This window comes from Enterobacter ludwigii (assembly GCA_023023105.1).
GTDB lineage: Bacteria > Pseudomonadota > Gammaproteobacteria > Enterobacterales > Enterobacteriaceae > Enterobacter > Enterobacter adelaidei.
This window is the reverse complement of sequence record CP083824.1, coordinates 2,819,600-2,832,235: the sequence shown is the minus strand read 5'-3', so window position 1 is coordinate 2,832,235 and position 12,636 is coordinate 2,819,600. Positions and strand designations below refer to the sequence as shown.

Genomic DNA, 12,636 nt, shown 5'->3' with positions numbered 1-12,636 from the left:
TATTCACCCGATTAAAACCTCTGCAGAATCGGATAATCATGCCGATAACTCAACTAACGCAGGGCTGTTTATCGTGAATTCACTCTATACCGCTGAAGGTGTAATGGATAAACACTCGCTGTGGCAGCGTTATGTCCCGCTGGTGCGTCACGAAGCATTGCGCCTCCAGGTGCGCTTGCCGGCGAGCGTGGAACTGGACGATCTGCTACAGGCGGGCGGTATCGGGTTATTGAATGCAGTTGACCGATACGACGCTCTGCAAGGAACGGCATTTACGACTTACGCAGTTCAGCGTATTCGTGGTGCGATGCTGGACGAACTGCGCAGCCGCGACTGGGTGCCGCGCAGTGTTCGCCGTAACGCCCGCGAAGTGGCGCATGCGATAGGGCAGCTGGAACAGGAACTGGGACGTAACGCAACGGAAACTGAAGTGGCGGAACGTCTTGGCATTGCTGTTGAAGAGTATCGTCAGATGTTGCTCGATACCAACAATAGCCAACTCTTCTCTTATGACGAGTGGCGCGAAGAGCATGGCGATAGCATCGAGCTGGTGACGGATGAGCATCAGCAAGAAAACCCGTTACACCATTTAATGGAAGGCAATTTACGCCAGCGCGTAATGGAAGCGATTGAAGCTTTACCGGAACGCGAGCAACTGGTGTTGACCCTTTATTACCAGGAAGAGCTAAACCTCAAAGAGATTGGCGCTGTTCTGGAGGTGGGAGAATCGCGGGTGAGCCAGTTGCACAGCCAGGCCATTAAACGCTTACGAACAAAGCTGGGTAAGTTATAGGTGATTAATTCACCTGGGAAATGCCGCACAACGTATTGACAACCAGGAGTTATCATGACGGTGCAGCAATCTAAAAGACGGCCTTTAAGCCGCTACCTGAAAGACTTTAAACACAGCCAGACGCATTGCGCCCACTGTAACAAGTTACTCGATCGTATCACGCTGGTTCGTCGTGGCGAAATCGTCAATAAGATCGCGATTTCTCGTCTCGACACGTTGATGGATGAATCAGCATGGCTCGAAGAACAGAAAGAGTGGGTGGCGCTTTGCCGTTTCTGTGGCGATCTCCACTGCAAAGAGCAAAGCGACTTCTTCGATATTATCGGCTTCAAACAGTTCCTGTTTGAACAAACGGAGATGAGCCATGGGACCGTTCGCGAATATGTCGTTCGCCTGCGTCGCCTCGGGCAACATCTGACCGTAAACAACATTTCCCGCGATCTGCTGAAGACCGGTTATCTGGATGAAAATCTGGAGCCGTGGCTGCCTGCAACCAGCACCAACAATTACCGTATTGCGCTGCGCAAGTATGCACAATACAAGGTGCAAATGCCGGGTGTTATGAAGCAGAAAGCGCTCGCCGGAACAACTTCTGATATATATTAAAAAAGAATAAGATGTAGCGCAGTCGCCTTTGACGTTGCAGGCGATTTCTCTACACTACGTAAAAATTCCACTATATCGGGGTATTTATGAAATTTGCACTTCTGGGTCGTCAGGCGCTGATGGGTGTTATGGCCGTTGCGCTGGTTGCGGGCATGAGCGTGAAAACGTTCGCCGCAGAAAACCTGCTGAATAAAGTAAAAGAGCGCGGTACGCTGCTGGTCGGGCTGGAAGGAACGTATCCTCCGTTCAGCTTCCAGGGCGATGACGGTAAGCTGACCGGTTTTGAAGTGGAGTTTGCAGAAGAACTGGCGAAGCACCTTGGCGTTAAAGCGTCCCTGAAACCGACCAAATGGGACGGTATGCTGGCGTCGCTGGATTCCAAACGTATTGATGTGGTGATTAACCAGGTGACCATTTCTGACGAGCGTAAGAAGAAGTATGACTTCTCTACGCCGTACACCGTGTCCGGTATTCAGGCGCTGGTGAAGAAAGGCAACGAAGGTACCATCAAAACCGCTGCAGACCTGAAAGGGAAGAAAGTCGGTGTGGGTCTGGGAACCAACTACGAAGAGTGGTTGCGCCAGAACGTTCAGGGCGTGGATATCCGCACCTATGATGATGACCCGACGAAATACCAGGACCTGCGCGTGGGCCGTATTGACGCGATTCTGGTTGACCGCCTGGCGGCGCTGGATCTGGTGAAGAAAACCAATAATACCCTGGCAGTAGCGGGTGATGCGTTCTCTCGTCAGGAATCAGGTGTGGCCGTTCGTAAAGGCAACGAAGACCTGGTAAAAGCCATTGATACCGCGATTGCTGACATGCAGAAAGACGGAAGTCTGAAAGCACTCTCTGAGAAGTGGTTCGGGGCAGACGTCACGAAATAAGTTTCTGACGTTAAAAAAGGCGCTTTTAAAAGCGCCTTTTTTATTTCTTACGCGTCTGCGTGCATAATGAAAAATATCACATTTTGTCTGAGCTACCGGAGAACCCATGTCACTACAGAATTTAACGCGCTTTCCTCGCCTGGAGTTTATCGGCGCACCGACTCCGCTGGAGTATCTGCCGCGATTTTCTGATTATTTAGGACGCGATATTTTTATTAAGCGTGATGACGTGACGCCAATGGCAATGGGTGGCAACAAACTGCGCAAGCTGGAGTTTCTGGCGGCTGATGCGCTGCGCGAAGGGGCGGATACGCTCATTACTGCCGGGGCTATTCAGTCCAACCACGTTCGTCAGACGGCGGCAGTGGCAGCAAAACTCGGGCTCCATTGCGTGGCCTTGCTGGAAAACCCGATTGGGACGCGGGCAGAAAACTATCTGACCAACGGTAACCGTCTGCTGTTAGATCTCTTTAACGTGCAGATTGAGATGGTGGATGCCTTGAACGACCCGACCGCACAGCTTGATGAACTGGCAACACGTCTGGAAGCGCAGGGCTTTCGTCCCTACGTTATTCCTGTCGGTGGCTCGAACGCGCTGGGTGCGCTGGGGTATGTGGAAAGCGCGCTGGAAATTGCTCAGCAGTGCGAGGGCGCGGTTAACCTCTCATCCGTCGTGGTGGCCTCAGGCAGTGCGGGCACGCATGCCGGGCTGGCGGTGGGGCTGGAGCAGTTGTTGCCCGATGCTGAGCTGATTGGCGTGACGGTCTCTCGTAGCGTCGCGGACCAGAAACCGAAAGTGGTCACCTTGCAGCAGGCGGTAGCGGAACAACTGGAGCTCAAGGCAAAGGCCGATATTGTGCTCTGGGATGACTACTTTGCGCCGGGTTATGGCACGCCTAACGAAGAGGGCATGGAAGCGGTTAAGCTACTGGCTCGCCTTGAGGGTATTTTGCTTGATCCGGTCTATACCGGTAAAGCGATGGCCGGGCTTATTGACGGCATTGCACAGAAACGCTTTAAGGATGAAGGGCCAATTTTATTTGTCCATACAGGTGGCGCGCCCGCGCTGTTTGCCTACCATCCTCATGTCTAAAAATCAGGTCGAAAAATAATAATGCAAGAAAGTATTCAACTGGTTATTGATTCGCTGCCGTATCTGCTGAAAGGTGCGGTATTTACGTTACAACTCAGTATTGGCGGGATGTTCTTTGGGCTGGTGCTGGGCTTTGTGCTGGCCTTAATGCGCATGTCACCGGTTTTACCGGTGCGTTGGCTGGCGCGTTTTTATATCTCTGTGTTTCGCGGCACGCCACTTATCGCTCAGCTCTTTATGATTTACTACGGTTTACCGCAGTTTGGTATCGAGCTGGATCCGATTCCGGCGGCAATGATTGGCCTGTCGCTTAATACCGCGGCATATACCTCAGAAACGCTGCGTGCGGCCATCTCCTCTATTGACAAAGGACAATGGGAAGCCGCCGCCAGTATCGGGATGACGCCATGGCAGACGCTGCGTCGGGCCATTCTGCCGCAGGCCGCGAGAGTCGCGCTTCCGCCACTCAGCAACAGCTTCATCAGTCTGGTGAAAGATACTTCTCTGGCGGCGACGATTCAGGTGCCGGAGCTGTTCCGCCAGGCGCAGCTCATTACCTCGCGTACGCTGGAAGTCTTCACGATGTATCTGGCGGCCTCGCTGATTTACTGGGTGATGGCGACGGTGCTGTCTGCCCTGCAAAACTATTTCGAAAACCAGCTTAACCGCCAGGAGCGTGATCCAAAATGAGTGCTATCGACGTCAAAAACCTGGTGAAAAAATTCCACGGTCAAACGGTGCTCCACGGGATTGATCTGGAAGTTGAGCAAGGGGAAGTGGTGGCAATTATCGGACCGAGTGGTTCGGGAAAGACGACGCTGCTGCGCAGCATTAACCTGCTGGAACAGCCGGAAGGTGGAACCATCCGTGTCGGTGATATAACCATTGATACCGGCAAATCCATCAGTCAGCAGAAAGGGTTAATTCGCCGTTTGCGCCAGCATGTTGGCTTCGTTTTCCAGAACTTCAATCTTTTCCCGCACCGCACGGTGCTGGAAAACATTATTGAAGGGCCGGTAATTGTGAAAGGGGAATCAAAAGAGGAAGCAACAGTTCGAGCGCGTGAACTGCTTGCCAAAGTCGGGCTGGCGGGTAAAGAGACTAGCTACCCGCGCCGTTTGTCAGGGGGGCAACAGCAGCGCGTGGCAATCGCGCGCGCGCTGGCCATGCGTCCTGACGTGATCCTGTTTGATGAGCCTACCTCTGCACTCGACCCTGAGCTGGTGGGGGAAGTGTTGAACACTATTCGTCAGCTGGCTCAGGAAAAACGTACGATGGTTATCGTGACACATGAAATGAGCTTTGCCCGCGATGTTGCCGACAGAGCCATCTTCATGGATCAAGGGCGAATTGTGGAGCAGGGGCCGGCGAAAAGCCTGTTTGCTAACCCTCAGCAGCCGCGAACTCGCCAGTTCCTGGAAAAATTCCTCATGCAGTAGCATTTTTGCACTAATTTGCTCCAGGAATTTAGCCTGGGGCAAATTATTCTCCTTTATCGCCTTATCCCATGTTTTTTTATTCCATCCAGCTCGGATAAACCTTATCAATAGTAAAGTTAATTGTGCTATTGCCGATATTTTGTAGTTAGAAATAAGTTTTATGTGTTAATTTATATTCACCATAATAATGATTATCTTTTCAGAGGCTTCATTTAGTAAGTATGAAGGATTCAGACTTTTTCACCTGGCGACGGGATTGCTCCCTCCGGTTTCAGGAATTGACCTGTGCCGACGAGGTATATCAGGAACTACAGAGACAAACTCAGGCGCTTGAATTTGATTATTACGCACTCTGTGTGCGTCATCCCGTGCCATTTACGCGTCCTAAGATTGCAGTGCATACCACTTACCCAAAGCAGTGGATGGCGCAATATCAATCTGCGAACTATTTCACGGTTGATCCAGTGTTAAAACCCGAGAATTTCATTCATGGTCATTTACCCTGGACCGATGAATTATTTGCGGATGCTCAGGAATTATGGAGCTGCGCGCAAGACCACGGTTTACGTAAAGGAATAACGCAGTGTCTGATGCTGCCGAATCACGCACTCGGTTTTCTGTCGGTTTCCCGTACTAGTGTGCTGGAAATACCCTTAGCCAGCGAAGAAATAGAATTACGCTTGCAGATGCTGGTACAAATGGCCTTAACCACGCTGACCCGTTTTGAAGATGAGATGGTCATGCAGCCTGAAATGAAATTCAGCAAGCGTGAGCGCGAAATTCTGAAATGGACCGCGGAAGGGAAGACGTCAGCGGAAATAGCGATCATTCTTTCAATTTCGGAGAATACCGTTAACTTCCATCAGAAGAATATGCAGAAGAAATTCAACGCGCCAAACAAGACGCAGATTGCGTGCTATGCGGCGGCAACGGGACTGATCTGATTAAACTCTACGTTCTGCGTGCCAGACGAGCTAACGGCTGAATGCAATGCATCCAGCCGTTTTTTATTACTGGCGGTAGGCTTGTTTGATTTGCTTAACGGTGTTGGCAAATACCGCTGATTCCGCCTGGTCTTCCATCTGCGCGATTTGTTTTTCCATTTTAATGATCACACGACCGGCATCAGCCTGGCCCATCGCCTGTAGCATCAGTGTTAGCAACGCCTTCAGACAGTTTACTTCCTGTGCCAGTTCCTGGTTATTCTCCGCAGTGGCAAATTCAGGTGTGCTCATTTATTTTCCTCATTATTAAACGGCGCTAAAGCGCGACGACGAAAGTCAAGGCGGCGGAGTATACCACAAGCTGCAGCAAAAAATGCAGCGGTTGTTTTTCGTACTTTTACGCAGATGTTTAATTGCGTAAACAGAGCGTGCCCGTAAACTGAGCGACAGCCAGTGGCTATTAATTGTTTATGTCCGGTTCGCTTGCCGTTAATTATTGTTACAAAAATTTGAACGCTGTTTTCTGGTGGGGAATCTCTGCAATTTTTTTGTAACTATTTGAATACAGATGCTTAAAAATAGCCGCAAAAGCCCTGAATGCACGGACCCGCTTTCCAGAGCCTGTACAGGCTAATTTCCAGAAACGAGAGCAAAATCGAATAGCCAGTTTTTTAACGTTTTAATCTTGCGAGGAAAACCGTTAATATAAACCAAATTATCACTCAGTAGCGTTATCCCTATTCTGGAGACATTTCCTTTGATCAACGTCCTTCTTGTTGATGACCACGAACTGGTGCGCGCAGGGATACGACGCATTCTTGAAGATATTAAAGGTATTAAAGTTGCCGGTGAGGCGTGCTGTGGGGAAGATGCCGTAAAATGGTGCCGCACAAACTCGGCGGATGTAGTGCTGATGGATATGAACATGCCCGGTATCGGTGGACTCGAAGCAACACGCAAAATTGCGCGGACTTTCGTCGATACGAAAGTCATCATGCTGACCGTGCATACCGAAAATCCTCTGCCCGCGAAAGTGATGCAGGCGGGTGCTGCGGGTTACCTGAGTAAAGGTGCCGCACCACAAGAAGTTGTTAATGCTATCCGCTCTGTGTTTGCCGGACAGCGTTACATCGCCTCCGACATTGCTCAGCAGATGGCGCTAAGTCAGATCGAGCCTGAGAAAAACGAATCACCGTTCGCCAGTTTGTCTGAGCGTGAATTGCAGATTATGCTGATGATCACCAAAGGTCAGAAGGTGAATGAGATCTCGGAGCAACTGAATCTCAGCCCGAAAACGGTGAACAGCTATCGTTATCGGATGTTCAGTAAACTGAACATTCATGGTGATGTCGAACTGACTCATCTGGCCATCCGACATGGTTTGTGTAATGCGGAGACGTTGTTAAGTCAGTGAGCGATGTGTTCGATTCAAAAGCGTTTCTGAAAACCGTAACCAGCCAGCCTGGCGTCTATCGCATGTATGACGCTGGCGGCACGGTTATCTATGTGGGGAAGGCAAAAGATCTTAAAAAACGCCTCTCCAGCTATTTCCGCAGCAACCTTGCCTCCCGTAAGACCGAAGCATTGGTCTCACTCATTCAGAACATTGATGTCACCGTCACGCATACCGAAACCGAAGCGCTGCTGCTTGAACACAACTATATAAAGCTCTACCAGCCGCGCTATAACGTCCTGTTGCGTGATGATAAATCCTATCCATTTATCTTTCTGAGTGGTGATACCCATCCGCGTCTTGCTATGCACCGCGGTGCAAAGCATGCGAAAGGTGAATATTTTGGACCGTTTCCTAACGGCTATGCCGTTCGCGAGACGCTGGCGCTGCTGCAGAAAATTTTCCCTATCCGCCAGTGTGAAAATAGCGTCTACCGTAACCGATCGCGTCCGTGCCTGCAGTACCAGATTGGGCGTTGTCTGGGGCCCTGCGTTGCCGGGCTGGTGAGTGAAGAAGAGTATGCCCAGCAGGTTGATTATGTGCGCCTGTTTTTGGCTGGAAAGGACGATCAGGTATTAACGCAACTGATCGAACGGATGGAAAAAGCCAGCGCCGCACTCGAGTTTGAAGAGGCAGCGCGTATCCGCGACCAGATCCAGGCGGTGCGCAGAGTCACTGAGAAGCAGTTTGTCTCAAATACTGGTGACGATCTTGACGTCATCGGCGTGGCCTTTGACGCCGGGATGGCCTGTGTGCATGTTCTCTTTATTCGTCAGGGCAAAGTGCTCGGCAGCCGCAGCTATTTCCCAAAAGTGCCTGGCGGCACCGAGCTGGGTGAAGTGGTGGAAACCTTTGTCGGCCAGTTCTATCTGCAGGGGAGCCAGATGCGCACGCTGCCATCGGAGATCCTGCTTGATTTTAACCTCGGTGATAAAACGCTGCTGGCCGATTCGCTTTCTGAACTCGCCGGTCGTCGGGTTAACGTACAAACCAAACCGCGTGGCGATCGCGCGCGTTATCTGAAGCTGGCACGAACCAACGCGGCGACGGCGCTCACGACGAAGCTGTCTCAGCAATCTACGGTGAGCCAGCGCTTAACCGCCCTGGCGACGCTGCTGAAGCTGCCGGAAGTGAAACGTATGGAGTGTTTCGACATCAGCCATACGATGGGTGAACAGACGGTGGCGTCCTGCGTGGTGTTTGATGCCAATGGCCCACTGCGCGCCGAGTATCGCCGCTATAACATCACCGGCATCACGCCGGGTGATGATTATGCGGCCATGAACCAGGTGCTGCGCCGTCGCTATGGTAAAGCGATTGAAGAGAGCAAGATCCCGGATGTGATCCTGATTGACGGTGGGAAAGGGCAACTCGGCCAGGCGAAAGCGGTATTTGAATCGCTTGATGTCAGTTGGGATAAAAACCATCCGCTGCTGCTGGGTGTCGCAAAAGGGGCCGATCGCAAGGCTGGCCTTGAGACGCTTTTCTTCGAGCCGGAAGGTGAGGGCTTCAGCCTGCCGCCGGACTCCCCGGCGTTGCATGTCATTCAGCATATTCGTGATGAATCACACGACCACGCCATCAGCGGTCATCGCAAAAAACGGGCAAAGGTAAAAAATACCAGTACCCTGGAAACGATTGAGGGCGTGGGGCCAAAACGTCGTCAAATGCTGCTGAAATATATGGGCGGATTGCAAGGATTACTCAACGCCAGCATAGAGGAAATTGCAAAAGTGCCGGGTATTTCGCAAGGGCTGGCAGAAAAGATCTACTACTCGTTGAAACATTGAGGGCTCTGTAGCAACATAGAGCTAAATTTTACTGACAACAAACAGTTACCGTCATTATGCAATTTAATATCCCTACGTTGCTCACTCTCTTTCGTGTCGTGCTTATTCCGTTCTTTGTACTGGCGTTTTACCTGCCGGTTGTCTGGGCACCTTTCGCCTGTGCATTGATCTTCCTGATTGCAGCAGTCACCGACTGGTTTGATGGCTACCTGGCACGTCGCTGGAATCAAAGTACCCGTTTTGGTGCCTTTCTCGATCCCGTTGCTGATAAAGTGATGGTCGCTATCGCGATGGTGCTGGTGGCCGAGCATTATCATACCTGGTGGGTGACGCTGCCTGCGGCGACGATGATCGGCCGTGAAATTATTATCTCTGCACTGCGTGAGTGGATGGCCGAACTGGGGAAACGCAGCAGCGTGGCGGTCTCCTGGATTGGTAAAGTGAAAACAACCGCGCAAATGGCGGCACTGGTCTGGATGCTCTGGCGTCCGAACGCCTGGGTTGAGTGGGCGGGGATTGGTCTGCTGTGGGTTGCGGCAGTGCTGACGCTGTGGTCAATGCTGCAATATTTAAACGCTGCCCGCGGGGATTTGCTTGATCAGTGATCGTTTCGCCGTAATTTTCAGCAAACGATCCAGGGATGCAAAAAATAACGTTGACTCATAACGTCATATCAGTAGAATGCAACGCATCGAACGGCGGCACAGCAAGCCGGACGATAATGAAATCAAGTGGTTAGAAGTCAACTTGATGACATGCGGGAATAGCTCAGTTGGTAGAGCACGACCTTGCCAAGGTCGGGGTCGCGAGTTCGAGTCTCGTTTCCCGCTCCAGATTAAAGACATGCGCAGTAGCGGGTGTCAGTTTGAAAGATTTAACGGCGCGTTAGCAAAGCGGTTATGTAGCGGATTGCAAATCCGTCTAGTCCGGTTCGACTCCGGAACGCGCCTCCACTTTCTTCCCTGGCCGGATGGTGGAATCGGTAGACACAAGGGATTTAAAATCCCTCGGCGTTCGCGCTGTGTGGGTTCAAGTCCCACTCCGGCTACCATGGGAAACAAAGAATAATCAAAGCAATAAGCAGTGTCGTGAAACCACCGAAAGGTGGTTTTTTTGTATCTGCGATTCACGCATTAACTGCACATATTCCCCGGATGACCTCGATTTAATTAACTCATTATGCGTGCGCGTTTTGGGTCAAAACATAGTGACTTAACGTGTCCGATTGCGTGTTTTCAGGTATTATCAAAACCCTATTTCCTTCTATATTTCCCGGCATTTCGGGCTGGCATTCTCATACCAGGATGATTCATGAACGACAAAATCAGTCAGGATACGATCAATAAAGCCCTGTGGGCCGCGTGTGATACGTTCCGTGGCACCATCAGTGCTGATACCTATAAAGACTTTATCCTTACCATGCTGTTCCTCAAGTACATTTCGGATGTCTGGCAGGATCACTATGACGAATACAAAGAACAGTATGGCGATGCGCCGGAACTGATTGAAGCGATGATGGCTAACGAGCGTTTTGTGCTGCCAAAAAGTGCCAGCTTTTATGCGCTGTACGAACGCCGTCATGAGCCGGGTAACGGCGAGCGGGTAATGGTGCCAACTTACTGATTTAGTGTATGATGGTGTTTTTGAGGTGCTCCAGTGGCTTCTGTTTCTATCAGCTGTCCCTCCTGTTCAGCTACTGAAGGCGTGGTGCGTAACGGTAAAAGTACTGCCGGACATCAGCGCTATCTCTGCTCTCACTGCCGTAAAACATGGCAGCTACAGTTCACTTACACCGCTTCTCAACCCGGTACGCATCAGAAAATCATTGATATGGCCATGAATGGCGTCGGATGTCGCGCCAGTGCACGCATTATGGGCGTTGGCCTCAACACGATTTTACGACACTTAAAAAACTCAGGCCGCAGTCGGTAAACTCACGCATACAACCGGGCAGTGACGTCATTGTTTGCGCGGAAATGGACGAACAGTGGGGTTACGTCGGCGCTAAATCACGCCAGCGCTGGTTGTTTTACGCGTATGACAGGATACGGAGGACGGTTGTGGCGCACGTATTCGGTGAACGCACGTTGGCCACGCTGGAGCGTCTTCTGGGCCTGCTGTCGGCCTTTGAGGTCGTGGTATGGATGACGGATGGCTGGCCGCTGTATGAATCACGCCTGAAGGGAGAACTGCACGTTATCAGCAAGCGATATACGCAGCGCATTGAGCGGCATAACCTGAATCTGAGGCAGCATCTGGCAAGGCTGGGCAGGAAGTCACTGTCGTTCTCAAAATCGGTGGAGCTGCATGACAAAGTCATCGGGCATTATCTGAACATAAAACACTATCAGTAAGTTGGAGTCATTACCCGGCGAGCGTATTGATCAGGCATTACACGCTATTGAAGAAGCCAACGGCACCAAACTGAAAGATGCCGGGAAAAGCGTGTTCCAGGATATTTCGTTTAACACTGACCGCCTGGGTGAAGAAAAACAGAAGAACACCATCCTGCGTCAGCTGCTGGAAGACTTTGCCGGTGAAGATCTTAACCTGAAGCCAAGCCGTGTAGGTACTCTGGACGTTATCGGTAATGCCTATGAATATCTTATCAAAAATTTTGCTGCCAGCGGTGGACAGAAAGCCGGGGAATTCTATACCCCGCCGGAAGTCTCGGACCTGATTGCTGAACTGCTCGATCCGCAGCCGGGTGATACCATTTGTGATCCTGCCTGTGGTTCGGGTTCATTGTTAATGAAGTGCGGACGTAAGATTGTCTCCGGATATGACAGCCGTAACTATGCATTGTTCGGTCAGGAAGCGATTGGCTCCACGTGGTCGCTGGCGAAAATGAATATGTTCCTCCACGGCGAAGACAACCACAAAATCGAGTGGGGCGATACCATTCGTAACCCGAAGCTGCTCGATAAAAATGGCGACCTGATGCTGTTTGATATCGTGACCGCAAACCCGCCGTTTAGCCTGGATAAGTGGGGCCATGACGAGGCTGAAAACGATAAGTTTGGCCGTTTTCGTCGAGGTGTACCGCCGAAGACTAAAGGAGATTACGCCTTTATCTCGCATATGATCGAAACCCTGAAACCAGGAACGGGGCGTATGGGCGTAGTTGTGCCACACGGTGTGCTGTTCCGTGGCTCCAGCGAAGGTAAAATTCGCCAGAAACTGATCGACGAAAATTTGCTGGATGCGGTGATTGGATTACCAGATAAGTTGTTCTACGGAACGGGGATTCCGGCTGCGATTCTGATTTTTAAGAAGCAGAAAGTGGATGACAAGGTGATGTTTATCGATGCCAGCCGTGAATATAAGGCGGGCAAAAACCAGAACCAGCTCAGCGCAGAAAATATCCAGAAGATCGTTAACACCTATCGTGAAGGCGATAACGTCGAGAAATACGCCTATCTTGCCAGCCTGAAAGAGATTCAGGACAACGACTATAACCTTAATATTCCACGCTATGTCGATACCTTTGAGGAAGAAGACGAGATTGATTTGCTTGCGGTACGTGCTGAGCGTGAGCAACTGAAAGCGGAACTGGCTAAGCTGGAAACTGAGATGGCGGGTTATCTGAGGGAGTTAGGTTATGGTGCCTAAGGGGTGGAGTGAAAGTTAT

General features: G+C 50.9%; 12 protein-coding genes, 3 tRNA genes and 2 pseudogenes. 16 read left to right on the top strand and 1 reads right to left on the bottom strand.

Annotated features, from left to right (window positions below; genetic code table 11):
* Positions 1-73: 73 nt before the first annotated feature.
* The 7 genes from LCD46_13725 to sdiA all read left to right on the top strand — a co-directional run bounded on the left by LCD46_13725 (position 74) and on the right by sdiA (position 5,762).
* A complete protein-coding gene (locus tag LCD46_13725; GenBank protein ID UOY69153.1) occupies positions 74-793 on the top strand; it encodes an RNA polymerase sigma factor FliA in 720 nt (239 codons plus the stop codon).
* Between the two features lie 54 nt (positions 794-847).
* The gene (gene fliZ / locus LCD46_13720; protein UOY69152.1) at positions 848-1,399 is read left to right on the top strand and encodes a flagella biosynthesis regulatory protein FliZ; all 552 of its coding nucleotides are present in this window, start codon (positions 848-850) and stop codon (positions 1,397-1,399) included.
* An 86-nt stretch (positions 1,400-1,485) separates the two neighbouring features.
* The gene (gene tcyJ, locus LCD46_13715) at positions 1,486-2,286 is read left to right on the top strand and encodes a cystine ABC transporter substrate-binding protein (protein ID UOY69151.1); all 801 of its coding nucleotides are present in this window, start codon (positions 1,486-1,488) and stop codon (positions 2,284-2,286) included.
* 106 nt (positions 2,287-2,392) lie between these two features.
* The gene (gene dcyD, locus LCD46_13710; GenBank protein UOY69150.1) at positions 2,393-3,379 is read left to right on the top strand and encodes a D-cysteine desulfhydrase; all 987 of its coding nucleotides are present in this window, start codon (positions 2,393-2,395) and stop codon (positions 3,377-3,379) included.
* Positions 3,380-3,400: 21 nt separating this feature from the next.
* Positions 3,401-4,069, top strand: a complete 669-nt coding sequence (gene tcyL, locus LCD46_13705; protein ID UOY69149.1) for a cystine ABC transporter permease — start codon at positions 3,401-3,403, stop codon at positions 4,067-4,069.
* The gene (gene yecC / locus LCD46_13700; protein ID UOY69148.1) at positions 4,066-4,818 is read left to right on the top strand and encodes an L-cystine ABC transporter ATP-binding protein YecC; all 753 of its coding nucleotides are present in this window, start codon (positions 4,066-4,068) and stop codon (positions 4,816-4,818) included. Before tcyL ends, yecC begins: the two co-directional genes overlap by 4 nt.
* A gap of 221 nt (positions 4,819-5,039) precedes the next feature.
* Positions 5,040-5,762, top strand: coding sequence for a transcriptional regulator SdiA (gene sdiA, locus LCD46_13695; GenBank protein ID UOY69147.1), 723 nt, complete (start codon positions 5,040-5,042; stop codon positions 5,760-5,762).
* Positions 5,763-5,828: 66 nt separating this feature from the next.
* On the opposite strand, the gene LCD46_13690 is transcribed toward sdiA, so the two are convergent.
* Complete coding sequence (locus tag LCD46_13690) at positions 5,829-6,053, bottom strand: DUF2594 family protein (GenBank protein ID UOY69146.1); 225 nt, start codon at positions 6,051-6,053, stop codon at positions 5,829-5,831.
* A gap of 466 nt (positions 6,054-6,519) precedes the next feature.
* Between LCD46_13690 and uvrY the strand changes: the two genes are divergently transcribed.
* From uvrY to LCD46_13645, 9 genes and pseudogenes are all read left to right on the top strand, one after another.
* Positions 6,520-7,176 carry a UvrY/SirA/GacA family response regulator transcription factor gene (uvrY, locus tag LCD46_13685; protein ID UOY69145.1) on the top strand — a complete coding sequence of 219 codons (657 nt, stop codon included), beginning with the start codon at positions 6,520-6,522 and terminating at the stop codon, positions 7,174-7,176.
* On the top strand, positions 7,173-9,005 hold the full coding sequence (gene uvrC / locus LCD46_13680; GenBank protein ID UOY69144.1) for an excinuclease ABC subunit UvrC: 1,833 nt from the start codon (positions 7,173-7,175) through the stop codon (positions 9,003-9,005). Before uvrY ends, uvrC begins: the two co-directional genes overlap by 4 nt.
* Before the next feature lie 56 nt (positions 9,006-9,061).
* Complete coding sequence (gene pgsA / locus LCD46_13675; GenBank protein ID UOY69143.1) at positions 9,062-9,610, top strand: CDP-diacylglycerol--glycerol-3-phosphate 3-phosphatidyltransferase; 549 nt, start codon at positions 9,062-9,064, stop codon at positions 9,608-9,610.
* A 152-nt stretch (positions 9,611-9,762) separates the two neighbouring features.
* Positions 9,763-9,838: transfer RNA gene (locus tag LCD46_13670), tRNA-Gly, on the top strand.
* Positions 9,839-9,884: 46 nt separating this feature from the next.
* Positions 9,885-9,958 (top strand) — tRNA-Cys (locus LCD46_13665).
* A gap of 11 nt (positions 9,959-9,969) precedes the next feature.
* A tRNA-Leu gene (locus tag LCD46_13660) sits at positions 9,970-10,056 on the top strand.
* Between the two features lie 260 nt (positions 10,057-10,316).
* A pseudogene (locus tag LCD46_13655) lies at positions 10,317-10,610 on the top strand (type I restriction-modification system subunit M N-terminal domain-containing protein).
* Between the two features lie 51 nt (positions 10,611-10,661).
* Positions 10,662-11,359, top strand: a protein-coding gene (locus LCD46_13650; GenBank protein UOY69142.1) for an IS1 family transposase whose coding sequence is annotated in 2 segments (ribosomal slippage) — positions 10,662-10,911 and positions 10,911-11,359 — 699 coding nt in all. Because the reading frame shifts where the segments join, the coding sequence is not laid out codon by codon here.
* A gap of 16 nt (positions 11,360-11,375) precedes the next feature.
* A pseudogene (locus LCD46_13645) lies at positions 11,376-12,617 on the top strand (type I restriction-modification system subunit M).
* Positions 12,618-12,636 lie beyond the last annotated feature (19 nt).